The organism is Brevibacterium ammoniilyticum, assembly GCF_038429965.1.
Taxonomy (GTDB): Bacteria; Actinomycetota; Actinomycetes; order Actinomycetales; family Brevibacteriaceae; genus Brevibacterium; species Brevibacterium ammoniilyticum.
Window position 1 is genome coordinate 141,924 of sequence record NZ_BAABNP010000007.1, and the last position, 23,175, is coordinate 165,098.

General features: G+C 67.8%; 22 protein-coding genes and 1 pseudogene. 8 read left to right on the forward strand and 15 right to left on the reverse strand.

Features of this window, described 5'->3' with window-relative positions; all coding sequences use genetic code 11:
* Nucleotides 1-25 precede the first annotated feature (25 nt).
* The 6 genes from AAHA49_RS10145 to AAHA49_RS10170 all read right to left on the reverse strand — a co-directional run bounded on the left by AAHA49_RS10145 (nucleotide 26) and on the right by AAHA49_RS10170 (nucleotide 5,787).
* Nucleotides 26-1,279, reverse strand: coding sequence for a methyltransferase domain-containing protein (locus AAHA49_RS10145; protein WP_342038177.1), 1,254 nt, complete (start codon nucleotides 1,277-1,279; stop codon nucleotides 26-28).
* 212 nt (nucleotides 1,280-1,491) lie between these two features.
* Entirely contained in the window at nucleotides 1,492-3,048 is a 1,557-nt protein-coding gene (locus AAHA49_RS10150; protein WP_342038178.1) for a cryptochrome/photolyase family protein, read from the reverse strand.
* Between the two features lie 117 nt (nucleotides 3,049-3,165).
* Nucleotides 3,166-3,699: a hypothetical protein gene (locus tag AAHA49_RS10155; protein ID WP_342038179.1), complete on the reverse strand. Its 534-nt coding sequence runs from the start codon at nucleotides 3,697-3,699 to the stop codon at nucleotides 3,166-3,168.
* Between the two features lie 84 nt (nucleotides 3,700-3,783).
* Entirely contained in the window at nucleotides 3,784-4,599 is an 816-nt protein-coding gene (locus AAHA49_RS10160; protein WP_342038180.1) for a class I SAM-dependent methyltransferase, read from the reverse strand.
* 149 nt (nucleotides 4,600-4,748) lie between these two features.
* Nucleotides 4,749-5,156: a DoxX family protein gene (locus tag AAHA49_RS10165; RefSeq protein WP_342038181.1), complete on the reverse strand. Its 408-nt coding sequence runs from the start codon at nucleotides 5,154-5,156 to the stop codon at nucleotides 4,749-4,751.
* A gap of 13 nt (nucleotides 5,157-5,169) precedes the next feature.
* Nucleotides 5,170-5,787 (reverse strand): TetR/AcrR family transcriptional regulator, encoded by a 618-nt coding sequence (locus AAHA49_RS10170; RefSeq protein ID WP_342038182.1) that lies wholly within the window; start codon nucleotides 5,785-5,787, stop codon nucleotides 5,170-5,172.
* Between the two features lie 174 nt (nucleotides 5,788-5,961).
* On the opposite strand from AAHA49_RS10170, the gene AAHA49_RS10175 reads away from it, so the two are divergent.
* A complete protein-coding gene (locus tag AAHA49_RS10175; protein ID WP_342038183.1) occupies nucleotides 5,962-7,230 on the forward strand; it encodes an Nramp family divalent metal transporter in 1,269 nt (422 codons plus the stop codon).
* A 368-nt stretch (nucleotides 7,231-7,598) separates the two neighbouring features.
* Here the strand turns inward: AAHA49_RS10175 and AAHA49_RS10180 are convergent, their stop codons facing one another.
* Nucleotides 7,599-9,134 carry a lipase maturation factor family protein gene (locus tag AAHA49_RS10180; protein ID WP_342038184.1) on the reverse strand — a complete coding sequence of 512 codons (1,536 nt, stop codon included), beginning with the start codon at nucleotides 9,132-9,134 and terminating at the stop codon, nucleotides 7,599-7,601.
* Nucleotides 9,135-9,412: 278 nt separating this feature from the next.
* Here AAHA49_RS10180 and AAHA49_RS10185 point away from each other — a divergent pair, with 278 nt between their 5' ends.
* From AAHA49_RS10185 to AAHA49_RS10205, 5 genes are all read left to right on the forward strand, one after another.
* Nucleotides 9,413-10,075: a hypothetical protein gene (locus tag AAHA49_RS10185; RefSeq protein WP_342038185.1), complete on the forward strand. Its 663-nt coding sequence runs from the start codon at nucleotides 9,413-9,415 to the stop codon at nucleotides 10,073-10,075.
* Between the two features lie 160 nt (nucleotides 10,076-10,235).
* Nucleotides 10,236-10,556, forward strand: coding sequence for a hypothetical protein (locus AAHA49_RS10190; protein WP_342038186.1), 321 nt, complete (start codon nucleotides 10,236-10,238; stop codon nucleotides 10,554-10,556).
* Nucleotides 10,553-11,761 carry a cupin domain-containing protein gene (locus AAHA49_RS10195; RefSeq protein WP_342038187.1) on the forward strand — a complete coding sequence of 403 codons (1,209 nt, stop codon included), beginning with the start codon at nucleotides 10,553-10,555 and terminating at the stop codon, nucleotides 11,759-11,761. The genes AAHA49_RS10190 and AAHA49_RS10195 overlap by 4 nt, the downstream gene beginning before the upstream one ends.
* A 130-nt stretch (nucleotides 11,762-11,891) precedes the next feature.
* Nucleotides 11,892-12,902 (forward strand): ferredoxin family protein, encoded by a 1,011-nt coding sequence (locus tag AAHA49_RS10200; protein WP_342038188.1) that lies wholly within the window; start codon nucleotides 11,892-11,894, stop codon nucleotides 12,900-12,902.
* 39 nt (nucleotides 12,903-12,941) lie between these two features.
* Nucleotides 12,942-13,637 carry a metal-dependent transcriptional regulator gene (locus AAHA49_RS10205; RefSeq protein ID WP_342038189.1) on the forward strand — a complete coding sequence of 232 codons (696 nt, stop codon included), beginning with the start codon at nucleotides 12,942-12,944 and terminating at the stop codon, nucleotides 13,635-13,637.
* A 34-nt stretch (nucleotides 13,638-13,671) separates the two neighbouring features.
* Here the strand turns inward: AAHA49_RS10205 and AAHA49_RS10210 are convergent, their stop codons facing one another.
* Nucleotides 13,672-14,202 carry a helix-turn-helix domain-containing protein gene (locus tag AAHA49_RS10210; protein ID WP_342038190.1) on the reverse strand — a complete coding sequence of 177 codons (531 nt, stop codon included), beginning with the start codon at nucleotides 14,200-14,202 and terminating at the stop codon, nucleotides 13,672-13,674.
* Nucleotides 14,199-14,915, reverse strand: a complete 717-nt coding sequence (locus AAHA49_RS10215; RefSeq protein WP_342038191.1) for a hypothetical protein — start codon at nucleotides 14,913-14,915, stop codon at nucleotides 14,199-14,201. The genes AAHA49_RS10210 and AAHA49_RS10215 overlap by 4 nt, the downstream gene beginning before the upstream one ends.
* A 178-nt stretch (nucleotides 14,916-15,093) precedes the next feature.
* Here AAHA49_RS10215 and AAHA49_RS10220 point away from each other — a divergent pair, with 178 nt between their 5' ends.
* Nucleotides 15,094-16,830: a thiamine pyrophosphate-dependent enzyme gene (locus AAHA49_RS10220; protein ID WP_342038192.1), complete on the forward strand. Its 1,737-nt coding sequence runs from the start codon at nucleotides 15,094-15,096 to the stop codon at nucleotides 16,828-16,830.
* Between the two features lie 5 nt (nucleotides 16,831-16,835).
* Here the strand turns inward: AAHA49_RS10220 and AAHA49_RS10225 are convergent, their stop codons facing one another.
* The 4 genes and pseudogenes from AAHA49_RS10225 to AAHA49_RS10240 all read right to left on the reverse strand — a co-directional run bounded on the left by AAHA49_RS10225 (nucleotide 16,836) and on the right by AAHA49_RS10240 (nucleotide 21,056).
* Complete coding sequence (locus AAHA49_RS10225; protein WP_342038193.1) at nucleotides 16,836-17,669, reverse strand: ImmA/IrrE family metallo-endopeptidase; 834 nt, start codon at nucleotides 17,667-17,669, stop codon at nucleotides 16,836-16,838.
* Nucleotides 17,670-17,964: 295 nt separating this feature from the next.
* Nucleotides 17,965-18,696, reverse strand: coding sequence for a hypothetical protein (locus AAHA49_RS10230; protein WP_342038194.1), 732 nt, complete (start codon nucleotides 18,694-18,696; stop codon nucleotides 17,965-17,967).
* Nucleotides 18,697-19,340: 644 nt separating this feature from the next.
* Nucleotides 19,341-20,132 (reverse strand): annotated as a pseudogene (erm, locus tag AAHA49_RS10235) (23S ribosomal RNA methyltransferase Erm); the annotation flags it as partial.
* A 459-nt stretch (nucleotides 20,133-20,591) separates the two neighbouring features.
* Nucleotides 20,592-21,056 carry a VOC family protein gene (locus tag AAHA49_RS10240; RefSeq protein ID WP_342038195.1) on the reverse strand — a complete coding sequence of 155 codons (465 nt, stop codon included), beginning with the start codon at nucleotides 21,054-21,056 and terminating at the stop codon, nucleotides 20,592-20,594.
* Between AAHA49_RS10240 and AAHA49_RS10245 the strand changes: the two genes are divergently transcribed.
* Nucleotides 21,055-21,180, forward strand: a complete 126-nt coding sequence (locus AAHA49_RS10245) for a hypothetical protein (RefSeq protein WP_342038196.1) — start codon at nucleotides 21,055-21,057, stop codon at nucleotides 21,178-21,180. The two genes, AAHA49_RS10240 and AAHA49_RS10245, sit on opposite strands and share 2 nt — an antisense overlap.
* A gap of 18 nt (nucleotides 21,181-21,198) precedes the next feature.
* On the opposite strand, the gene AAHA49_RS10250 is transcribed toward AAHA49_RS10245, so the two are convergent.
* Nucleotides 21,199-21,819, reverse strand: coding sequence for an HdeD family acid-resistance protein (locus AAHA49_RS10250; protein ID WP_342038197.1), 621 nt, complete (start codon nucleotides 21,817-21,819; stop codon nucleotides 21,199-21,201).
* Nucleotides 21,820-21,878: 59 nt separating this feature from the next.
* The gene (locus tag AAHA49_RS10255; protein ID WP_342038198.1) at nucleotides 21,879-23,135 is read right to left on the reverse strand and encodes a slipin family protein; all 1,257 of its coding nucleotides are present in this window, start codon (nucleotides 23,133-23,135) and stop codon (nucleotides 21,879-21,881) included.
* Nucleotides 23,136-23,175: the final 40 nt, after the last annotated feature.

The window sequence follows — 23,175 nt, forward strand, 5'->3', positions numbered from 1 at the left end:
CGGGGACGGCTTGAGCCGACTCGCCCTACGGTCGGCGCAGCAGGACCGCGACTTCGAGGTGCTTCGTGTGCGGGAACATGTCGAACACCCGCGCCTGCTCGACGGTGTAGCTCGGCATCCGATCGAGGTCCTTCGCCAAGGTCAGCGGGTTGCAACTCGAGTAGACGACATGCTCGACGCCCGAGTTCTCGAGCACCTCCGACAGCTTCGCCCCGATCCCGCGCCGAGGCGGATTGACGATGATGAGATCCGGCCGTTCCACCTCGCCGAGGTGGCCCTCGACATCCGTCGCCTCCTCCATCGGTGCGGTGTCAGGCGCGGCACCACCGAGGTGGGTCGCCGCGAAGTCCGTGGCGTCCCCGGCGATGAACTCCGCAGAGACGCCGAGCTCCGCTGCACTGAGTTTCGCTGACTCGATCGCCTGCTCGCTGATCTCGATGCCCGTGACCCGCCGAGGTGCGACCGCGCCCGGCGCCGCGCACCACAGGGCGAACCCGCCGACCCCGCAGTAGAGATCCCACAGAGTGCGGGGCTCCATCTCGTCGACCCACTGGGCGACCTGATCGTAGAGGGCGGTGGCGACCTCGGTGTTCGTCTGGAAGAAGCTCTGGGGCCGCAGGTGCAGGTCGACGCGCTCGAGGTCCATTCGCAGGGTCTCTCCGAGCAGCATCACCTCCCGGCTGCCCTCGAGTGCGGCCTTGTGCTCGGGCAGGAGGTTCACGGAGACGACACTTGCCTGCGGGATCGCCGCGAGCAGGGCGTCTCTGCGTGCGGAGATGACTTCGAGGCCGAACTGCGAGCGGACGACGAAGCGGACCATGAGCTCGCCCGACGGAGCCGCGGTGACGTGGACGAACTTCAGCTCACCTCGGCGCGCGGAGACGTCGTAGGGGTCGAGCCCGGTCGCGTCGAGGAAGTCGGCGAGAGCGGGGATGGCGGCGCGGATCGCCGGTGCTTGGATGCCGCATTCGCGCAGGTCGACGCCGTGGAACTCGTGGTCGAGGATGCCCAGAGTCACCGCACCTGCAGCGCCGCCGACCGCGAGCTTCGCCCGATTCCGAAAGTCGTGGTCGGGACCGGATGCCGCCGGGAGCCAGAGGTCGGGGGCATGGTCGGCGAGGATCTCGCGGCACCACGCTTCCTTGTCGGAGATCTGCTGGGTGTGCGGCGTCTCGATGAGGGTGCACGATCGGCACCGGTTCGCCTCGAAGTAGTGGCAGACGAGTCGCCCGTCGTTCGCCGAGGCGGGGGTGAGGGGCAACGCGGTCATGCGCTCCATTTTAGGCCGGGTCCAGGCGACCACCACGCCCAGGGCACCGCCCCACAATCATCCGGACCGACCGACCAATCATCGTGCCTGGACTGCCACTCCATCCGTGTGCATCTGACGCCAGCCACCGAGACCGCCACTTTCCGCCGAGACTGCAGGCTGCAGGCAGCGGTCTCGGCGCTAAGTGGCGGTCTCGATAAGGCAGACCAGAGGAAGGCGACTCAGTCGGAGGTCTGCGCGCTCTTCATCGCGTCGTAGGCGGCGAGTGCCGCCTGCCGTGATTCGCCGAGGTCGACGATCGGCGCGACTGCGCCGCCATCACTGTCGTCGCCGGCATCGACTCCGCCCGCACCCTCACCCGCATCCCCCTCGAGCCACTGCCTCACGTACACCCCGTCGGGATCGAAGCGGACGCGCTGACGCTCGGGATTGAATACCCGGAAGAACGGGGAGGCGTCGGCACCACAACCGGCCACCCACTGCCATGAGACCGGGTTGTTCGCCTCGTCGGCGTCGACGAGCGTGTCCCAGAACCACTGCTCGCCCAGCTGCCACGGCAGCAGCAGGTTCTTCGACAGCAGACTCGCGGCGACCATGCGCACCCGATTGTGCATCCACCCGGTCTGCCACAGCTGCCGCATGCCGGCATCAACGAGCGCGATCCCCGTCCGCCCCGCCTGCCACGCCGCGAGCGCCTCCGGATCGTCCTCGTACGGGAAGTCCGCGAACTCGGGCCGCATCGGACGCCAGTCGAGATCCGGCACGTGGTACGTCAGATGCCACGCGAACTCCCGCCAGTAGATCTGCCGCACCCACGCCTCCCGGTCACCGGCCCCGACATCGCCGAGCGCATCGACCTCGGCGAGAAGCTGCCGCGGAGAGATCTCCCCGAACCGCAGCCTCGGCGACAGCGCCGAAGTCCCCTCGGGGTCACCGGGGAAGTCCCTGTCCTCGGCGTATCCCGCAATCCTCTCGCCGAGGCGGTCCACCGCTTCTCGTGCCCCGACGCACCCGGGCGTCCAGTATCGCGCAATCGTGTCCTCCCACCAGGGGAAACGTGGATCCCCCTCACCGAGGCTGCTCTCCTTGGCACCGCCACCGGCACCGCTGCGCGGGGTGAAGCGCGTCGACGCCGGTCCCGTTCCGGCCTCGAGCAGTTCCAGGTCGTCGATCTCGGCGAGAAGATGCGCGTTCTCACGGCGCACGCGCTCCACTCGATCGCGGATGTCCCGTGGAAGGCTCTGCGCCGTCACCGCCGGCAGCGGCAGGTCGACGGACACCTGCCGAGCGGCGTTCCAGTAGGGAGTGAACACCTTGTAGTAGGCGCTCGCCGAGGAGGGCTCGACCTCCCAGGGTTCGACGAGCAGGCTGCCCGGGGAGCCTTCCGACGCGATGCCCCGCGCTTCGAGTTCCCGGGCGACCGCCTCGTCGAGAGCGCGGGATGCCGGTGCGTAGCGTCGGGACCACCGCACGGTGTCGGCTTCCAGGTCAGCGGCGACCTCGGGGATGATCTGCGTGGCGGTGCCCGCGGCGAAGAGCAGCGGAATGCCGAGCTCGTCCAGCTCGGTACCGAGCACCTGCAGCGACTCGTGGGCCCACCAGCGCGTCGCGGCACCGAGCGGTCGCGGCCCCCGCCCCTCGGCATCCCTCTCCTCGCGGACCCAGATCGCGACGACATCACCGTCGTCGCGGGCGGCGGTGAGCGCTTCGTGGTCGGTCACGCGCAGATCGTCGCGGAACCAGAGCAGAGTGAGGGGCCGAGAGGCACGAGACACCATGGCAAGGATTATTGCACCCTCACCGAGACCGCCACTTCGCGCCGAGACTGCAGGCTGCAACCAGCGGTCTCGGCGCGAAGTGGCGGTCTCGATGAACCGGGCGCCACGCGGCGGCGCTCAGGCGAGGGCGAAGCTGAGGATGACGAAGAGGGCGAACGAGATGATCGGGGCGAACACGGCGATCGCGATGGCGAGAATGCCCTGAGTGCGACCCCGACCGGTCGCCGTGGCCACGATGCCCATGACGAGACCGGTGAGCCCGAGGACCGCACACAGACCCTGCACCGAGAAGAGGCCGACCGCGATGCCGGTGTACCACGAGGGCAGATCGGAGAAGTAGTAGCCGCTCGCGGCCTCCATCGGGCCGACGGTCGAGCCGAGGATCGCCGAGGCGATGAGCGAGAGCCCCGCCGCGATGATCGAGAGGACGAGTGCCGCCTTGCCCAGCCTCGGCGACAGTGCGCCTGGACCGGAGGAGGCGGCGCCGGCGTCGGGCGCCCCTGTGTCGGCCCACGAAGCCGCCGCAGAATCGGGGACGGATCCGCTCGGGCCGGAGCGGTTCGGATGGGTGGGGAAGTGATCATCGGCCGACATCTGTGCGGCCAGTTCGTCGTCGGTTGGCTGCGGGTATGCGAAGTTCGTCGAAGTCATGTCTTCGACGCTACGCACGCCGAGACGCCGATCACATACGGCTTGCCCGTGCCCGGGGTCGGGAAATCCTCACTCCTTGAATCCTCACTCCTTGACGGCGGCGATGAGGAACCGCTTCTGCGTGACCTCGATCGGCCGGCGTTCGGCGGCGAGCCGCTCGAGTGCGCCGATGTGATCGCCGACGGCGAACCCGGGGGAGTCCCACGGGACGTAGGCGAGGTACTCGATGACCGCCTCGACGTCGGTGAAGCGCATCATGCCCATCCACCGCCGCGCCGCCTCGATCCGCAGCCCCTCCGCTTCGACCTCGTCGACGCACTGCTCGAGCTGGACCTCCGGGTGCTGCGGCACCCCGCCGAACCAGCGGCGGAACTCCTCGGCCTCGGTGCCGTCGACCTGCTGCGTGAGGAAGAGGCCGCCCGGGGCGAGGACGCGGGCCACCTCGGCGATGTCATAGCTCTCGTGCCGGTTCATGACGACGTCGAACTGCCCGTCCGGCCACGGCATCGGCTCCCCGTCCTCGCTGTCGTAGGCGGTGACCTCGATCCCGTAGTGCTCCAGCGCCGAGGTGGCCACGGGAACATTGGGTGCCCACCCCTCGGTGGCGCGGATGATGACGTCCGAGGCGGTCGCGGAGTTGCGTCCGCGGAAGCGTTTGACGATCGAGATGAGCCGCTCGCCGCCGCCGGTGCCCATGTCGAGGGCGTCGTCGGCGTCTTCGATGGCGTCGAGGCACATTGTGTCGAAGTCCCAGGGCGGATCGTCGGCGATGAGGCGTCCTTCGAGGGCGGTGAAGTTCCATCCGGTCATCGCCGCGGTCTCATGGATCCAGGTCCAGCGGGAATGGCGTTCGGCCGTGGACTCGGCGCGAGCGCGGCTGCTGTCGGCGAATTCGGGCATCTCGACGCTCCTTCGTCAGGCACTGCGGCCGGTGATTCGAGCCTAGCCGAGTCGGGGGAGGTTGCGAAGCACCGTTCGAGCACGATTCGGCGGTGTCTGCGGCGAACCCTTCGAACTCCGCCTGGTCGAACTCGGCCGCGGCTCCGCCCTCACACGAGGAAGCAGAAGACGAGCACGAGCACGACCCCGGTGAGCATCCCGAGGCAGTTGAGCCAGAAGTCCCGGCCGACGTACCGTACCCGGATGTGCGCCCAGGCCGCTGCAAGGAAGTAGACGACGAGACCGATCACCGCGGCCAGCCCGACCCCTGGGACCCAGAACCCGGCGAGGAGGCCTGCGACCGCGAGGAACTTCACCACCGCGAGCACCCACCACCAGTCCCTGGGCAGACCCACGCCGTCGAGGCACGCGGCGATCGCCCGCGGCGGACGGAAGGTCATCAGACCATCGCCGAGAACGATGACGGCGAGGACCGCCACCGGCCACCAGGGGTCGGGGGTGAGGGTCACGGCAGCCGCCTCGGCGAGGGAAGCGGCGCACGCGAGGTCCGCACGCACACCATCGACATGCTCATGGCGCCCTCCGGAACCGGGTGTGGAAGGCGATGATGTGCGAGAGCGCGGCCACCGCGTCGTCGAAGCCCATGTCGCTGGCCGCCCAGCGGAAGAGCACCCCCATGTACGAGTCGTAGAGGGCGGCGGCCGAGGCCCGCGCGTTGTCCTCGCTGATCCCGATCGACGTGAGGTTCTCGCTCAGCGCGGTCTGGAGATCCCGGGCGAGGCCGTCGAAGACCTGCGGTCGGCCGTGGACGCGGATGAGGGCGGCGGCGTAGTCGCGGGCGAGGTCCTCGTGCGCGGCGAAGAACTCGAGGAACGGCAGGAAGATGCCGAGGAGATGGTCCTGCACCGCCGAGGCGGTCCCTCGATTCACGCGGGCGAGCGGAAGGTCGTAGGTGCCGTCCTGGAGCTGGGCGATCCACCGGTCGTAGCAGGCGATGAGCAGGGCGTCCTTGTCGCCGACGGCCATGACGCGGCCGACAGAGACTTCGGCGGACTCGGCGATCGCGCGGACGGTCGCGGACCGGTAGCCGTGGGCGAGGAAGAGGTCTGCGGCGGCGGCGAGGATGCGGTCCTCGGTCCGCTGCCGCCGGGCCGAACGCGAGTTTGACTGAACATGTTCACCGGGCATGATTCCACTCTACGCTCGCGCGGTGTCGGCGACAAGGCGAAGGTGCGAACGGCGGTCGACGCTCCGGTGGCAGCCTGGGGACGACTCGATGATGGCTCGCTACGACTCGGCGGCGGCGTCCGACGGCGGCCAGACACCGTTGCCCGCACCTCAAAGTTAATGTACCTTAACTTTATGCGATCGAACGAGTCACAGGCCTCACGGGCCGCAGGCGCCGCCTCGGCGGGCAGGAAAAGGCGAACCTCCCTCGTCCTCCTGCTCGGACCCGCGTTCGTCGCCGCCGTCGCCTACGTCGATCCGGGCAATGTCGCCGCCAATCTCACCGCGGGCGCCCAGTACGGCTACCTGCTCGTCTGGGTCCTCGTCGCCGCGAACCTCATCGCCGTCCTCGTCCAGTACCTGTCCTCGAAGCTCGGGCTCGTCTCCGGGCAGTCGCTCTCGGGCATCCTCGGCGACCGTCTCGGAAGGAAGTCGCGGCTGGCGTACTGGGGGCAGGCGGAGATCGTCGCGGTCGCCACCGACCTCGCCGAGGTGGTCGGTGGGGCCATCGCGCTGAAGATCCTCTTCGATCTGCCGCTCCTCCTCGGCGGGGTCATCGTCGGCGTCGTCTCCCTCGTCCTCCTCTCCATCCAGTCCTCGCGCGGGCAGCGGCCCTTCGAGTTCGTCATCATCGGGTTCCTCGCGATCATCGCCGTCGGCTTCCTCGCCGGACTCGTCGTCGGCGAGGTCAGCTGGGGTGAGGCTGCCGGCGGGCTGCTGCCCAGGCTCGAGGGGACGAACTCGCTCGTCCTCGCCGCCTCGATGCTCGGCGCCACGGTCATGCCGCACGCGATCTACCTCCATTCGGCGCTGTCGGTCGACCGGCACGGCGGACAGCCGCGGACGGCGATCCCGCGACTGCTGCGGGCGAGTCGCTGGGACGTCGTCGCCTCGCTCGTCATCGCCGGCTCCGTCAACATCGCGATGCTCCTGCTCGCCGCGGCGGCGCTGCGCGGGGAGCGCGGGACCGACACGATCGAGGGTGCGCATGCGGTGGTCACGGCCAACCTCGGCGAGGTGGTCGGACTGCTCTTCGGCATCGGCCTGCTCGCCTCGGGGCTGGCGTCATCGGCGGTCGGCTCGTATGCCGGCGCGTCGATCATGCAGGGGCTGCTGCGGGTGAACGTGCCGATCGTGTGGCAGCGGGCGGTGACGATGATCCCCGCGCTCATCGTGCTCGCACTCGGCACCGACCCGACGTGGGCGCTCGTGCTCAGTCAGGTCGTTCTCAGTCTCGGCATCCCCTTCGCGATGGTGCCGCTCGTGCGGCTGACGTCGAACCGGGCGGTGATGGGCGAGTACGCCAACGGCCGCTGGATCACGGTCGCCGCGGTGATCGCCTCGGCGCTCATCATCGCCCTCAACGTCATTCTCATCGTGCTCCTGCTGCTCGGGATCGAGTAGCGGCGTGCAGTTCGTGCAGTGAGTGGGTAGCTGAGGAGGCGGCACCTGCGGACCACCTCTCGTCGAGACCTCGCCTCCGACGCCACCTCCCACTGAGACCGCCTCTCGCCGAGACCTCCTCTCACGGAGAACCCTTCTCGTCGAAACCGCTACTTAGCGTCGAGACGGCCGCTCGCAAGTGGTGGTCTCGGCGGAAAGTAGCGGTCTCGGTCGAAGCGCGGTGAGGCGCGGAGGCACAGCGACGCGGAGTGGGGTGCGCGTGGCCGGCAGCGACCACCTCTCGTCGAAACCGCTACTTGGCGTCGAGACGGCCGCTCACAACTGGTGGTCTCGGTGGGAAGTGGCGGTCTCGGTGGAGGCCGGCGCGGCTACCTCCCGCGCAGGTCGACGGGGCGGAGGATGACCCGCGGATCGCTGCGCACCCACCACGGTGGCGTCTCGCCCGCCTGCTTCGCGGCTCGCCGCTCCTCGCTCGTCGCGTAGCGGTAGGTGAACATCCTCGCGCGGATGAGGGCCGGCGCTCTGCCGTCGAAGGGATCGGGGCCGAGGAGCCGGCGGATGAGCGGATCGCCGGTGCCGAGACGTTCGATGAGCGCGAGGAACCACGCATCCCGGTAGTCGCCGAGCGCCGCGAACCACATGAGCCAATCGAGACGCAGGTGATAGGGCGCGACGACAGGTCCGCGCCGGTGCACCTCCCCGGGCTTGCCCTTGAAGACGTACTCCCGCCAGCCGTCCGTACCCGAAGGATCGAGCGTGCCTTCGATCGCGATCTCGTGCCTGACCTCGGACATCGACCCGAAAGCACCATAGGCGTTGCCGAGTCCCCAGCGGTTGAAGTGGGCGTTCATCAGCTGCCTCGGCGAGAAGAGGTTGCGCAGAGCGGAGACATTGAGCACGCACTGCCAAGCGACGAACGCGATGATGAGGAGAACCCACCACAGCGGGGACTGCGCAGGGGCAGCGGAACCGGCGGCCGCCTCGGCGAGGGAGGGATCCTCGATCCGAGAGATCAGGGAATCGATGCCCCACGTGGGGAAGGGACCGCCGAGGATCCACCGGAAGAACGAATCGCTGATGCCGGCGCACGCGAGGAGGATCGTCGCCCAGTTCAGCCACGCATAGTTGCCGGTGATGACGAGGGCGAGCTGGGTGATGATGATCGCCGTCGCGGCGAACGAGGCGATGGGCTGGGGGAGGAAGAGCAGCCACGGGGCAATGAGCTGGACGATGTGGGAGCCGAGCGTCTCGCCCTTGTGCCACCAGCTCGGCATGAGGTGTGCGCGTCGGCTGAGAGGGTTCGGCATCGGCTGGGTCTGGTGGTGGTAGTTCATCGCGGTGAGGTCGCGCCACGACCGGTCACCGCGCATCTTGATCATGCCGGCGCCGAACTCGACGCGCACGGTGAACCACCGCAGCAGGAGGATCATGAGCAGGGGCGGGGCGACCGCATGCGAACCGAGGAAGCCGACGAGGAAGCCGGCCTCGAGCAGCAGGCTCTCCCAGCCGAAACCGTAGAAGCGCTGCCCGATGGCGGAGATCGAGAAGTACAGCCACCACATCAGCAGGAACACGGGGATCGGCGCCCACGCAGGACCCGCTTGCGGGAGTCCGAGGACGACGGTGGCCGCGAGCACCATGCCGAGACAGCAGACGATGCGCAGGTTCCGATCCGAGTACGGGGTGCGTGCCCAGCGGAAGAGGCTCGGCGCCTGCTTCGCCGTGGTCAGAGCGAGGAAGCGCGATGCCGGAAGCAGCCCCTTCTCGCCGAGGAGGGCCGGAAACTGGTTCCAGGCGTTGAGGAACGCGATGAGGAAGAGGAGGGCGAAACCGCGTTGGAGTATCTCGCGGGCGATTCCGTAGTCGGGGGCGTCGAGGAGCGCGAACACGGTGGCGGTGTCCATGGTCTCCCCTCCCGCCTCGGCGAACTCGCGTCGCCGCAGGCTCGGTTCCGCGATCCTGCGGCGCCGCAGGCCCGGTCCAGCGATTCGGCCGGACCGCCTCGGCGAACGGCCGGCACCGGCCTCATCTTCGACTATGACCCGATTCTGTGATGTGGGCAACAGCGGAAGCGGCTATCCTCGGGTCAACGGCGCGAACCCGCGCCGGGGCACGACGGTCGGATCGCACTGCGCGGACGGCCGCCGGAGGGCCCGCTATCCCCACAGCGCCAGGAGGCACCATGAGCGACCACCCGCAGAAGACCAAGGAATCCATCCTCGGCCATCCCGCCCCTCGAGACATCGAGTGGAAGCAGTTCATCACGATGTGGGAGAACTACGCGGACAAGGTCGAACAGGAGTCGGGCGATCGCCTCGCGGTGGACATGAACGGCCACCGGGTCGTCTTCCGTCGGCAGCACGACGGGCTGGTGAGCATCGAGGACATCGAACGCGCCCGCCACCTCTTCGCCTCCCACGAGAGCACCGAGGGTCAGGGTCACCTCTTCGTCGTCACGATGACCGAGGAGGACGCCCGCTTCTACGACTTCGACCTCAGCGCCCACGACGTCGAGGTCGACCAGCACGAGCACGAGAAGAACCCGGATTCCCGCGGCCATCACATGCGCACCGTGGAGAAGAAGACGGGCCGTGACGACAAGAAGGACCTCGACCGGTTCTTCGACGACCTCGTCACCGAGATCGACAAGTCGGCCGCCGGGCGCGACTTCGTCCTCCTCGGCCACGGCACGGGCACCTCGAACGCCGCCGAGGACTTCGAGAAGTTCCTCGCCCACCGGCACGAACCGCTGCACGAGCACATCATCGCCTCCGGGGTCATCGACCTCAGCGCCGCCGGCCTGCCGGAGATCGAGAAGAAGGCGCAGGAGCTCGCCGGCCGCTGAGGCGGGTGAACTCGACGGAAATCCTTCGGCGACCTGTTCCCAAGGGCGTCTTCGGCACGTAGCCTGTCAGCAAGGCGGCTCGTCTTCAAGAGGACGACTCAGACCCGCCGTCGAGTACCCCGCGGGTCCCGCTGATGCCACAAGAAATCAAGGAGGAATCATGACAGAATCCAACTTCGATCCCAACGAGACCGAGGGTCCGGCCGACGGCGGAGCCGCGGGTCAGCCCGGCGTTCATGACGGCGGTGCCGACGGTGGCGCTGAGGGTCCGGCCGACGGCGGTGCCGCAGGTCAGCCCGGCGTCCACGATGGCGGTGCCGACGGTGGCGCTGAGGGTCCGGCTGACGGCGGTGCGGCGGGTCAGCCCGGCGTCCATGACGGTGGTGCCGATGGTGGTGCGGAGGGCCCGGCCGACGGCGGAGCCTCCGGTCAGCCCGGCGTCCACGACGGCGGCGCCGACGGAGGAGCCGACCGGTCTTGAGCACCTCTGCACCTGATCTCCGACACCCCGGCGTCTCCTCTGACGCCGGGGTGTTGGAATCCCGCCTCATCGAGATTCCCCGCACCACCTTCGCCGACGACTACTGGGGCAGGCGCGCCCTGCTCAGCCGCGGCGTCAGCGATTTCTCCGACCTCTTCTCCGCCGCCGCGGTCGACGAGCTCATCTCCTCCCGTGGCCTGCGCTCCCCATTCCTGCGCGTGGCCAAGGACGGTGCGACCCTGCCGACGTCCTCCTTCACCTCACCGGCCGGGGTCGGGGCGACGATCGGCGACCAGCTCGACGACACCCGCCTGTGGCGTCAGTTCCACGACGGCGCGACCCTTGTGCTCCAGGCCCTGCAGCGCACCTGGGCGCCCATCGGCGACTTCGCGGCCGCCCTGAGCAGCGAACTCGGCAACCCCGTCCAGGCCAACGCGTACATCACCCCGCCCCAGAACCAGGGATTCGACGACCACTACGACGTCCACGACGTCTTCGTCCTCCAGATCCAGGGCACGAAGCGCTGGGTCATCCATGAACCCGTCTTCGATGCGCCGCTGCGTGACCAGCCGTGGACGGATCGTCGGGCCTCCGTCGCCGAGGCGGCTGCCACCGAACCTGCCATCGACGCCGTCCTCGAACCCGGCGACGCCCTCTACCTTCCGCGCGGGTGGCTCCACGCCGCCACCGCTCAGGGCGAGGTGTCCATCCACCTCACGCTCGGCATCCACAACTGGACGCGGTACGGCGTCGCCGAGCAGCTCGCGCAGGTCGCGCTCGCCCGCCTCCAAGACGATCCTGCGATGCGGTCGAGTCTGCCGATGGGCGAGGCTCTCCCCGATGACGAGGTCCTCGAGCGGATCAGAGAGGCCATGGTCGCAGCCCTCGCCGAGGCGGACCCGAACCCGGGCATCGAACGGACCCGACGGTCTCAGGCCAGGCCTGCACCGCTTGGTCCGCTGGCCCAGCACGAGGCGGTGCGGAACCTGTCGCGGGAGACGAACGTCCAGCTCAGAGCCGGTCTGGATCCGACGGTCGACGGGGTGCGACTGCACACCCGGATCGGCTGGTTCGACTTCTCCGAGGCCGACCTCGCCACGGTGCGCCGCCTCCTCGACGGCGCTCCGCTCACGGTCGAAGAGATCGGCCGCCCCTTGGCCGAGCGGCTGCTCGCCGCCGGAGCCCTCGTCCCCGCACTCGGGTGAGCGCGTGGACGAGAGCCAAGCGGATGGGGTGATTTCCGGTGAGACGCCCCAGCACGGGCGCACCAACCCTAAGCCGACAACAGGTGCTGAGGCGGGGGTTGGCACTGTGCCGACGACCAGCCCAGAGCCCATGACCAGCCCTGGCCCGACGACCGTTGGTCAGGGTTTCCGCTGCTCGACTGCCGCACGGGAGCGCGGCGACGGCATCGTCGGCACCGCGCCGATGGGCACCTACTGGGTGCTCATCGAACATCGCGGAGGCTGGCCGCTCAACGGCTTCGAAGGACTCGACATCGACTGGCGCGTCCGCTCCGATGTCTTCTACGCCGCCCAGGCCCTGCGCGCCCGGATCCTCCTCATTCGCCGGCCCGGCAAGCGCACCCGCAGCGGCCCCGGAGTCTGGGGAGTCATGCACCTCGAAAGCCCCGGCCGACTCCGCCAGATGTGGGGATCATGGAATGAGGACGCGGATCTCCTCGACATCTGCAGCGCCCTCGAGGTCTGTCGGCAGCGATCTGCGGAGTCGTCTCTCGCCGAGGCTGTCGATCTCCCGGACGCCGACCTCCCCGGTGTCGACCTCGACGAAACCTACGACGCGGGTCTCCTTGCGCCGGTGATCCTCGTGTGCGCGCACGGCCAGCATGATGTCTGCTGCGCCGTGCGCGGTCGACCGGTGGCCGCGGTCCTCGCCGAGCAGTGGCCTGAACTGGTGTGGGAGTGCACGCACGTCGGCGGTGATCGGTTCGCCGCGAACATCCTCGTCGTCCCCGACGGGGTCTATTACGGCAACCTCGACGAGGACACCGCGGTCGAGGTCATCACAGGCCACCTCGCCGATGAGATCGACGGCTTCCATCTGCGCGGATACACCGATCTCAATTCGCTCGAACAGGTCGCGGTCGCCGCAGTGCTCACGGCTCGCGGCCCCGCCGGGCGCTTCGACTTCGCGATCGGGGGAGTCACCTCGGACGCCGGCAGGTGGACCGTGCGCGTCGTCGGGCTGCGAGAGGATCTGGGGGCCTTCGACGTCGAGATCGGCGTGAGCCGCGGGGCACGGAACTTCCTCACCTGCCGCGGTGTCGAACGCGCGGTCGCGAACGTCTTCACCGTCACCGCGGTTCGGGAGGTCGGCGGCGACTGAGCCCTCACCTCGGCGGGGACCATCGGATACCCTGATCCCATGCGTGCAGGCGAAGTGTCCGAGGTCAGCCAGGACTACCTCAAGGCGATCTGGTCGGCGCGCGAATGGGGCGGGGATCCGATGACGGCGACCGAGCTCGCGCGCCGCTTCGGCACGACGAAGGCCAACGTCACCGAGGTGCTCAAGCGACTCGACGAGCTCGGCCTCATCAACCGCGTACCCTACCGGCCGCCCGAGCTCACGGCGGCCGGGGAGACGATCGCGGTGTCGATGGTGCGCCGGCATCGGCTCATCGAGACCTTCCTCGTCGAGTCGCTCGGCTACAGCTGGGATGAGGTCCACGACGAGGCGGAGTCGCTCGAGCACGCCGCCTCCGACCTCCTCATCGACCGCATCGACGCGTTCCTCGGCCACCCGGGCGCAGACCCGCATGGGGATCCGATCCCGGGTCCCGATGGCGACGTCGAGTCCCATGACTCGTCCCTTCTTCTCGCCGAGGCGGGCCCCGGGACGCATACCGTGCTTCGTGTCTCCGACGCCGATCCGGAGGTCCTCGCCGTCCTCGCCGAGGTAGGACTCCGCCCCGGTGCCACCGTCGAGGTCGTGTCCGGGGCGGGCGAGGGCAGGTCCGGGCCGAGTGGGGCCGGAGACTCCGGCCCCGTCGAACTCAGCGTCGACGGCGGGGCGACGATCGAGGTCGAGTCCGCGGCCGCCTCGGCGGTCTACCTGGCCTGACCGGGTTGCGCTCCTCGTCGAAGGTGATGAGCGGTCATTCTTTCCTGAGACCGGGCTTCCGGAAGCTGGGCTGACGTCCCGGTGCTCCGGTCGAGGATTCGGCGTCGGCTGCGACGCGCCGGGCACGGACCATGAGTGAGGCGCGGGGAGAGATCTTCGCCCGGAGATAGTTCGACAGACGCCCAGCTGACGTGCCGAGTCGCGCGGCGAACTCGGTCTGCCTCAGGCCCGAACGTCTGACGAGCTGTGCGAGCTCATCGGCGACGGCCGACTGCTCTTCGGTCTCGGCATCCTCCCTGGCGTATCGCAGTCCGGCAGCGAACAATGCGGCCGTGCCGCTGTCGACGGATTCGTCCTCATCGTCAAGGTCGAGATGGCGCACGATGTCCTCCACGGTTCGGGCGACGGGCCCCCATGGGTCGGCGAAGATCTCGTTCATCACCGGAGCGTAGTCGTCGGCGCCTCCATAGGCGAGGATCGATGCGATGACCTCCGGGTGCCAGGTCCGCACCGGATCCGCCGATGACCCTTCGACATTGCGGAACATCAGCTCGTTGAAACTCATCGTCGATCCCCTTTCCGCGTCATCGCCACAGCTAGCCTTCTGCACTGCTCGACGACCGCGGTCCACTCCGTCCACTCGGGTCGCAGGCCCCTGTAGTCAGCCAGCCGGTCGAGAGTCCGTGTGTCCTTCGGGCGCGGATCGGCGAGTGCACGCTCGACAGCGGTTCTCACCGGAGCCCGATCGGACTGCGGGTCGTAGTAGGAATCGAGGCCGGCCAACGTCTCCGCCGCGAGATCGATGCCGAGGTGATCGCTCACCGCGGCGACATCGAGGAAGTCGCGCACCGACTTCCGCTGTGAGGCCAGGAACGCCTTCACTCGCAGGATCTCCTCGGCGGTAGGTACGCGGAGAGTGCGCCCGGACGGCAGTCGATGCTCTTCGACTTCGAGCGGACGAGCTCGACGGAGATTGCGCACCCCGGCCTGAAATCCGTCGAGCTCACCCATGATGGTCAGCGGGGGTTTCGAGACGTTCGGGTCTGTCGCCCAGCCGTCGAGGCTCTCGACGGCGTCGAGGATCGCATCGTACCTGTAGCGCAGATCCATGAGGACATGGTCGTGGTCATGGGAGATCCGGTGCCTCGAATGGAACGCAGCCGCAGTGCCGCCGACGACCACGGCACCGGGAACTGCCTCCTGGAGTTTCGCAGCCGACTCGAGCAGCTTCGCGAACTCCGTGCCCGCCTCCTGCGGCTGTCGCTCTGACTCATCCATGACAGAATGTTACCAAATATGGCAACTGTAGAACGGGGTTTTCGGTGTCGTCCGCGCGCGCAGTCCGGCTCGATGAATTCGCAGGGTACTCCCCACTCCCCGCCCCACAGCGGGAGTAGGCTCACAGGTATCGGCCGGTGAGAGCATCGGCCGCCCGCACGGAGACAGGGAGAAGACCATGGCACGGAAAGTCGCTGACGACCTTTGGGACATGCTCATCGAGGCCGGTGTGAAACGCTGCTACGGCATCGTCGGCGACGCACTCAACCCGACGATCGACTCCCTGTCGAGGCACCCGGAGATCGAGTTCATCCACGTCCGCCACGAAGAGTGGGGGACCTTCGCCGCCTCGGCGGATGCCCAGCTCAGCGACGGACCCGTCGTCGTCTGCGGAACTGCCGGCCCCGGAGTCACCCACCTGCTTAACGGACTGCTCGACGCCTACCACGAGCAGGCGCCGGTCATCGCGATCGCCGGTGACGTCGAGACGGACATCATCGACACCAACGCGATCGAGGAGGTCAGCCCCTACGACCTCTTCCGCACCGCCTCGCTCTACACCGGCCGCGTCGTCAACCCCGAGCAGTCCCGGGCGGTCTTCCAACAGGCGATCACCATCGCCACCGAGGAGCACGGCCCCACCGTCATCGCCCTGCCCGGCGATGTGGCCAGTGCCGACTCCCCGCTCGACAGCAAGCCCACCTACACGGCGGCGCGCGGCTTCACGATGACTCCCCGGGAGGCGGACGTCCAGGCGGTCGCCGATCTCATCAACTCCAACGGGCGGATCTTCCTCTTCGGCGGCAACGGCACCGCCGATTCCGCCGACCTCGTCAAGCAGCTCTCCGAGAAGATCAACGCACCCGTGGGCTACACGCTCAAGGGAAAGAACTGGCTCGAGGCGGACAATCCGAACGCGGTGGGCATGACCGGGCTGCTCGGCTACGGCGCCGCCCATGACTGCATCAAGCAGGCCGATGTCATGCTCATGCTCGGCGCCGACTTCCCGTTCCCCGGATTCCTCGACCGTGGGCACGCGAAGATCGTCCAGGTCGACGACACCCCCTCACACCTGGGGCGCCGCGTCGCCTTGGAGGTCGGTGTGCCGGCCGATGTCGGAACGTTCCTTAAGATGCTCCTCCCGCTCGTCCGGGAGAAGTCCGACGACCAGTTCCTCCGCACCGCCCAGCGGGTGACCGAAGGCTGGAGGAAGCGGTTGCGCCACTACGTCGACGGCGGTGAGAAGCGCTCACCGATCCGGCCCGAGTACCTCGCTTCGCTGCTCGACGAACTCCTCGACGATGATGCGATCGTCTCCGTCGACACGGGCACCGCGGTGATCTGGGTGGCCCACCAGATGACGTTCGGCGGTGACCGCTTCCAGTTCGGTTCGTACTCGTGGGCGTCGATGGCCGATGCCTCGCCCTATGCCTTCGGGGCGACGAAGGCGATGCCCGGTCGGCAGGTCGTGGCTCTGTGCGGCGACGGAGGCTTCTCGATGCTCGGCCTCGGTGATCTCCTCACCGAACGGCAGCACAAGTCGAACATCGTCCACGTCGTGCTCAACAACGAGGAGCTCGACTTCGTCAACATCGAACAGCAGGAGGCTGGGTTCCGTCCGTGGGGGACCGAGTTCCCGGCAGCGAACTATGCGGCGATCGCCGAGGGATTCGGGGTCAAGGGCATCCGCTGCGAGGATCCCGCGCGCTTGCGGGAGCAGCTCACCGAGGCGCTCGAGTACAAGGACGGTCCCGTCGTCGTCGATGTCGTCGTCAACAAGCGCGCCCTCGCGCTGCCGTCGACGGTCGACGGCGAACTCGTCGGCAAGTTCACCCTCAGCGTCCTCAAGCGGGCCCTCCACGGTGAGATCCCGGAGCTGTGGGACGAGGCGAAGGACAACATCCGACTCCTCTGAGGCGATCACGCCCCGCCGTCGATGAGCTTGAGGGCGGGGCGTGGACCCGCTGATCGAACCGCGTCCCCGGCAACAGCGATCGGGAGCTGGGAGAAGGTCAGCTGATGGAGGAGCTCGACGGGGACGCCGAGTTCGTCTGCGACCTCCGTCGAGGAGATTCCCTTGTTCCGCAGGTGCGTGAAGACGTGTGGGAAGACACGGGAGCGTTCGCGGCTCATTCCTCCAGGCTCGTCTGTGCGATACCCGAGTTTGCCCAATTCGACGAGGTTCTGTCGGTAAGCCCACTCGCTGGAGAGTTCGAGGTCGTGGAAGCGCCGTGCCATGGCAATGGCGGAGACTCGATAGCGGGTCTTGAGCCTGAGCACGTCCGGTACCGCCGGAGCAGGGCCTGCCGCGGCACGGATCTCTGCGGCAGGCATGAGCAGTTCTGCAGCGAATCGGTTCGCTTCTGCTTCGAGGTCTCGGCTGAACGGTGCAGCCGCCGCCTCCTCGGTTGTCTCATCAGGTTCAACCGGGTGACGGGTGTGCATGATCAGGTGACCCAGTTCGTGGGCAAGATCGAAACGTGTGCGTTCCGCTGTCTTCTCGGTCGAGAGGAAGGCGAAGGCCTGGCCGTTGAGGATGAAGCTGAATGCATCGACGGCTCGGGCACTCGGTGGCAGCGAGAGGACCCGGACCCCATGTGCTTCGGCGAGCTGAATGAGGTTGGGCAGCGGTTCCGGTCCCCTGCCCCACATCGCGCGGAGCAGTGCTGCCGCCGAGGCTGGGGCATCGCCATCAGCGTCGGGCAGAACCTGCTGCGGCAGGACGAAGCGCTCCGTGATGAAGTCGTAGACCAATGTGCCGATGGACGCCGCCGCACGCGCTGAGGCGCGCTGTGCCGAGGTCGCGCGACGGAGAGCGCGAAAGAACCCGGCGTCAGGGGAGAGCTGGTGTGTCTCTGCAAGAGAGAAGAAGTTCGGCAGTACTCCGAGAACGGCGCTGAAGGATTCCGCGCGCGAACTCGGAGCTCCTTCGGTCTCGAAAGTGTGGATTCTCCGCGCGGTGACGCCGATCTTCTTTGCGAGCGCGACTTTGCTCAGTCCGCTGAGCTCGCGGGCAAGACGGATCCGGGTCGGGTCCAAACGATCCACGTCAGGCTTCCAGGATGTCGAAGTCGACGTCGTCGGAGGTCAGATCGCTGTCGGCCGGAATCGTCGGTCCTTCGAAGTCGAGCGGCGGCAGAACGATGCGTTCCCGCCACCGTCGGATGAACCTGCCCTCGCCGGATGTCGGCAGAGAGACTTCTGCACGGAGCTTGCCGTCCGAAGATCGGTGGTGCATGAGCACCCACTGGATGGGAGCACCGTCGTAGGCAGAGATCGTTCGTGCCAGAGCAGCTTCGACCACGGCAGTGATCTCCAATTGCCCTCGGACCTGCTTGGTGCGGTTCTTCTCGATCGCCGAAGCGAGAGTGGGACCGAACGGTCGGAGATTGCGAGGTTCCGATCCGGATTCCGTGCTTCCGGTTTCGGCATCCCCGGTGACGACGGCCAAACTGACGATGCCGGAGGGACTGACGATCTGCGGGGAGTTGGCCGGATCGGAAAGAGTCCATCCCTCCGCACGAAGTCCTCGCCGCAGGTTCTGGACGGTGCTCATCCACCGTTGCAGACCTGCAGCGGTCTTCGGACTGTCTTCGGTGGCCTGTCGAGCTGCGACATCACCAGCGGTCAGTGCCTCATGAAGCACACTGAGGGGGATCCCCAACTCTTCGAGTCGCTCTTCTGCATCACCGCCGAATCGCAGAATCGTGTTGTGAATTGGGAAATCGAAAAGCGGTGGTTCACTCATGACCTCACTCATTCCCTTAGCTTCCGGAATCATGTTCTCATGATCGTGCGCATAACCGGAAGAAAGCCTGGTGACACGCAGTGTTCCATCCGCCCCTGACACAGGGTCCGCGGAACTCGGCAACGGTCCTGTCCGCACGCGAGCCAAACATGCATCCTGGACATAGCGTCTGAGGGCACAGGTGATCCTGCGGGACCCTGTTCGCCGAGGTGGGCCGGCCCATGCGAGCCGACCCACCCCGTCACTGTCGAACCGTCTCAACCCTGCCGGCGGGGCAGATTCCAGCGCGGCTGCGGCTGACTCTTCTTCCCGTGCTGGGGCATGTATCCCCGCTCGGCCTGCAGGTGTGCCTTGTCGTGGCTCTTGCCCGCGGCCTCGACTCCTGGGATCGGGGCTTCGAGCCTGGCGGTCGGCTTCTCAGCCCCGACGATGGGCAGCTCGCCGGTGATGACGGGCTTCGCATCGGTGGGCTGGGACTCGGCGACCGCCTCGGCGAGGGACTGGCCCGATGACGTGCCGGACCCCTTCGCCGTGGTCCCGGTCTTCTTCGATCCTCTGTCGGTGCGCATTGTCTCTTCCTTTCCTCGTGCCGTTCTCGGCGTGGTGGGGGTTGTGGGGGTCGGGCTCGGGGCCCGATTCGGGGTGGGATTCCCGGTCGTCTCTTGGGCGAGGGCGGTGTAGAGCCCGGCCCACTGCTTGGGGCTGAGTTCGCGTGGCAATGCGTCTCCTCTGATGTGGTTGCGGTCCAAGGTCGAGTGCAGGCGGTGCCGGTCGGTGATCTTCATGGCGGTGAGGATTCCTTTAATTCCGCGTCCGCGCCCGGTGAAGGCCGCGCGGACGAACTGCTGGTAGGAGCACCGATCCCGGTGCGGGATCAGTCCGGTCCGGTAACGGTCGATGGTGAGGATGCCGCCGTCGACGCTCGGCTTGGGGGAGAAGGCGTGCGCAGGGACGCGGTCGACGAGGCGGAAGTCGAACCACGGACTCCACTGCGCGGTCATCATCGTCGACCCGCCCACACCTGCGCGTTTGCGCGCCACCTCCCACTGGGTGAGCAGCACCGCTGAACGCCAGGTCGAGGCGCGCAGGAGCTGCCGGAGGATGGGCGTGGTGAGGTGGAAGGGCAGGTTGCCGACGATGACTTCGGCGTCGAAACGGGTCCTCAGAGCATCGGCGTGCTCGACCCGCGCGCGGGGGAATCGGTGTTCAAGGTGGGCGATCCTCGTTTCGTCGATCTCCACGAGCGTGAGCGGTCGGCCGAGCCGGTAGAGCTCGGCGGTCACCGCACCGGTACCCGGTCCGATCTCGAGGATCGAACCCGTGGTGGCGCGGGTGAGGCCGACGATCGTGGCGATGGTCGTAGGTGAGCGAAGGAAGTTCTGGCCGAGTTCGTGCCGGCCCCCGGCCCGCGAATGCGGACGGTCGGAGTTCTGCTTTTCGGAATTCTGTCGGTGGGAAAAGGGTCGCATGCGTGGCGCTCCAGGAATGGGATGGAGTGCACCCGAGGCGATGCTGCGCGAAGATGCTGGTCAGCAGGCTTGCCCTGCCTGGAGGACGACGAAGCTCAGAGAGTCGATCCCGGCTGGAACAGTGCCCGCTCAGCGGGTCTTCGATGCGGGTCGCGTCGCCGGATGCCGATGACTATCCGGGAGGACAGCGCGCAACTGCGAGTTCAGTGACTGCCCGATCCGTGCGCGGATCGGTGCGTTCCTGTGATTTGTGCGTCCGGCGAAGGTGCCGACGCGTTCAGCCGAATCCGAGGTCGAAGCTCAGCGGCTGAGGAGGATGTGAGGAACGTGCGCGCCGTCAGGCGCGGCGGTCACGAATGTAGAAGTTGGGCGCGGTCATCGCGCAGCAATTCAATGTTCCCATGTCCGCCAAGCTAGCACAGGTCGGCGCGTTCAGACCAGGGGTGAGGCGAGATTCGGTCATACCTCGGTCGCCGTCCCAGCCCCATCGGCAGGGATGTCGTCCGTCCCACCAGCCCCCGCCTCGGCGAGGTTGAGCTGCCACGACACCCCGTACCTGTCGTTGAGCCAGCCGAAGGGCCCGAACCCGTAGTCGCCGAGCGGCATGAGCGCCTGCCCGCCCTCGCCGAGGAGGCCGGCCCACAGCCTCTCGAGCTCGGTCTGCGTCGTCGCCCGGAAGAACAGCGACATCGACGGGGTGAAGTCGAAGCCGTGCTGGATCGGGCTGTCGATGATGTTGACCTGGGTGCCAGCGATCACGAAGGTCGCCAACCGGATCTGCCCGTTCATGCCCGGCGTCTCCGCCCCGTAGCGGTCGATGAGGACGACCTCGCCGTCGAAGAGGTCGACGTAGAAGTTCAGCGCCTCCTCGGCGCGCCCGCTCTGGAACATGAGGAACGGGGTGAGCTGCTGGATCCCTGACATGGGCTTTCCCTTCGCCGAGGTGGTCGTGGGTTCGGATCGGACCGCTGAGGTGGTCGTGGGTTCGGGTCGGACCGCCGAGGTGGTTGCGGGCTCCGGTCGTACCGCCGAGGTGGTCGCGGCCTGACCGCGGACGCTGCGTGGCCTACTCGATGACTTCGCCGCTGATGATCTCGCCTCCGCCGTCGTCGCGACGGTTGAAGCGCGGGTCACCGGGCATGCCCGGCCCACCGGAGAGGCGCGGATCTGCGGCGATCCGGCGCAGCCGGGTGCCCAACCAGATGAGGGCGATGCCGACGAGGGCGATGAAGATCGAGAGGGTGAACACGAGCGCGGTGATGCCTGTTTCGGGGGAGAAGAGGAAGACCATGCCGAGCGCGACTCCGGCGACGGCGATGATCGTCAGCAGCCACCACGCCCGGACACCGAGCTGGCGGATGAAGAGCGAGATGCCTATGCCGAAGACGCTGAGCGCGATGATCGCGAGTCCCGCAAGCACGGTGACGACGGCGGCGAAGAGCATCGGAGCGAAGAAGACGATGGCCGCGAAGGCGATCATGAGGATCGACCGAAGGATGAGGGCGCCGGTGCGGCCTCCGCGCGGGGCGAGCACGATCGAGGTGACGGCGATGAGCGCGAGCCAGCAGGCGAAGATGCGGGCGACCACCTCGGCCGTGGCATGGGGCCACCCCAGCATGAGCACTCCGACGAGCACGGCGATGACCCCGTTGACGATCACGACTGTTCCGGTGCGTTTGAGATCCATGGACCAAGCGTAGTCAGCGGGGATGGAAGGAGGCTGAGCACCTGGTGTTCGCGCGCGTCTCAGCTCGGCTGCCTGTGCTCGCGGGCGCGAGCCGGATGCTGCCGGTTCCGAGCACTGACGACGGGTGGGGCTGTCGCCTCGGCGGGGCTGACGGCATGCCAGGGAGTTCGCGGGCTTGTCGCGGGCGACGGCGTCGGCCTCTGCATCGGTGACGACCTCGGCGGGATGGGTTGCCGCGGAGGCAGGGGCGTCGACCCTTCCGTCCCTGCCGCTGTGGCAGCCCCATCGGCTTGCGCGTCGTCGTCGGCAAGCCCGGCCCGGTCGGCAGGCCCAGCTTCGTCGACGTGCACGGACTCGGAGATCGCCTTGACCACCTCGTCGAGGTCATCGAGCGAATAGCCCGTCGCCTCCATGAGCCGAGCGATGTCGACCTCTGAGTCGCCGGCACCGTCCCCGTCGCCACGAGCCTCCCCGCGACCGTCCCCGTCCCGGCGGGCACCGGCGGCCCCGTTCGCCCGCGACCCCGAGGGTGTGTTGCCCTCGAGGAAGCGGAGGAGTTCGACGGGGAACGGCAGGACGAGCGTCGAATTGCGCTCCGAGGCGACCTCGACGATCGTCTGGAGCAGACGCAGCTGGAGCGCCGAGGGGGTGTCGGCCATGGCGCCGGCCGCCTGGGCAAGTTTGTTCGACGCCTGCAGCTCGCCGTCGGCGATGATGATGCGCGAGCGGCGTTCGCGTTCGGCCTCGGCCTGCCGCGACATCGAGCGCTTCATCGCCTCGGGCAGGGCGACGTCCTTGATCTCGACGCGGTCGATGTGGATGCCCCAGTCGACGGCGGGACTGTCGATCATGATGGCCAGGCCCTGGTTGAGGCGTTCGCGGTTCGTCAGCAGGTCGTCGAGTTCGCTCTGCCCGATGATCGACCGCAGCGAGGTCTGCGCGACCTGCCCGACGGCGAGTTTGTAGTCCTCGACGTCGACGATCGCCTTCCGGGGATCGACGACCTTGAAGTAGATGACGGCGTCGACGCGCACCGTGACGTTGTCGCGGGTGATGCCGTCCTGCGCGGGGATCGGCATCGTGATGATCTGCAGGCTCACCCGCTGGAGCCGGTCGACGAAGGGCACGATCGCGGTGAGACCGGGTTCCTTCGCCTCGGCGGTGACGCGGCCGAGTCTGAAGAGCACTCCGCGTTCGTACTGCCGAACGATCTTGAGGCTGTTGGCGGCTGTGATGGCGCCGAGGCCGACGAGCCCGATGAGGATGTAGAGGAACAGCATCACGATCGCCTCCCCTGACGAATGCTGCTCCTTCAACGCTAGCACTCATGCGGGGAAAAGGACCCGGAGATCCTGC

What these genes read in the sequence shown, in the direction of transcription:
- AAHA49_RS10215 (WP_342038191.1), bottom strand. Translation starts at nt 14,915, where the DNA reads ATGGATGAGTCAGAGCGACAGCCGCAGGAGGCGGGCACGGAGTTCGCG.
- AAHA49_RS10205 (WP_342038189.1), top strand. Translation starts at nt 12,942, where the DNA reads ATGCGTGCAGGCGAAGTGTCCGAGGTCAGCCAGGACTACCTCAAGGCG.
- AAHA49_RS10160 (WP_342038180.1), bottom strand. Translation starts at nt 4,599, where the DNA reads ATGCCCGAATTCGCCGACAGCAGCCGCGCTCGCGCCGAGTCCACGGCC.
- AAHA49_RS10150 (WP_342038178.1), bottom strand. Translation starts at nt 3,048, where the DNA reads ATGGTGTCTCGTGCCTCTCGGCCCCTCACTCTGCTCTGGTTCCGCGAC.
- AAHA49_RS10190 (WP_342038186.1), top strand. Translation starts at nt 10,236, where the DNA reads ATGACAGAATCCAACTTCGATCCCAACGAGACCGAGGGTCCGGCCGAC.
- AAHA49_RS10175 (WP_342038183.1), top strand. Translation starts at nt 5,962, where the DNA reads ATGCGATCGAACGAGTCACAGGCCTCACGGGCCGCAGGCGCCGCCTCG.
- AAHA49_RS10200 (WP_342038188.1), top strand. Translation starts at nt 11,892, where the DNA reads ATGACCAGCCCTGGCCCGACGACCGTTGGTCAGGGTTTCCGCTGCTCG.
- AAHA49_RS10250 (WP_342038197.1), bottom strand. Translation starts at nt 21,819, where the DNA reads ATGGATCTCAAACGCACCGGAACAGTCGTGATCGTCAACGGGGTCATC.
- AAHA49_RS10220 (WP_342038192.1), top strand. Translation starts at nt 15,094, where the DNA reads ATGGCACGGAAAGTCGCTGACGACCTTTGGGACATGCTCATCGAGGCC.
- AAHA49_RS10245 (WP_342038196.1), top strand. Translation starts at nt 21,055, where the DNA reads ATGGGCTTTCCCTTCGCCGAGGTGGTCGTGGGTTCGGATCGGACCGCT.
- AAHA49_RS10210 (WP_342038190.1), bottom strand. Translation starts at nt 14,202, where the DNA reads ATGAGTTTCAACGAGCTGATGTTCCGCAATGTCGAAGGGTCATCGGCG.
- AAHA49_RS10170 (WP_342038182.1), bottom strand. Translation starts at nt 5,787, where the DNA reads ATGCCCGGTGAACATGTTCAGTCAAACTCGCGTTCGGCCCGGCGGCAG.
- AAHA49_RS10185 (WP_342038185.1), top strand. Translation starts at nt 9,413, where the DNA reads ATGAGCGACCACCCGCAGAAGACCAAGGAATCCATCCTCGGCCATCCC.
- AAHA49_RS10180 (WP_342038184.1), bottom strand. Translation starts at nt 9,134, where the DNA reads ATGGACACCGCCACCGTGTTCGCGCTCCTCGACGCCCCCGACTACGGA.
- AAHA49_RS10145 (WP_342038177.1), bottom strand. Translation starts at nt 1,279, where the DNA reads ATGGAGCGCATGACCGCGTTGCCCCTCACCCCCGCCTCGGCGAACGAC.
- AAHA49_RS10230 (WP_342038194.1), bottom strand. Translation starts at nt 18,696, where the DNA reads ATGATTCCGGAAGCTAAGGGAATGAGTGAGGTCATGAGTGAACCACCG.
- AAHA49_RS10240 (WP_342038195.1), bottom strand. Translation starts at nt 21,056, where the DNA reads ATGTCAGGGATCCAGCAGCTCACCCCGTTCCTCATGTTCCAGAGCGGG.
- AAHA49_RS10155 (WP_342038179.1), bottom strand. Translation starts at nt 3,699, where the DNA reads ATGACTTCGACGAACTTCGCATACCCGCAGCCAACCGACGACGAACTG.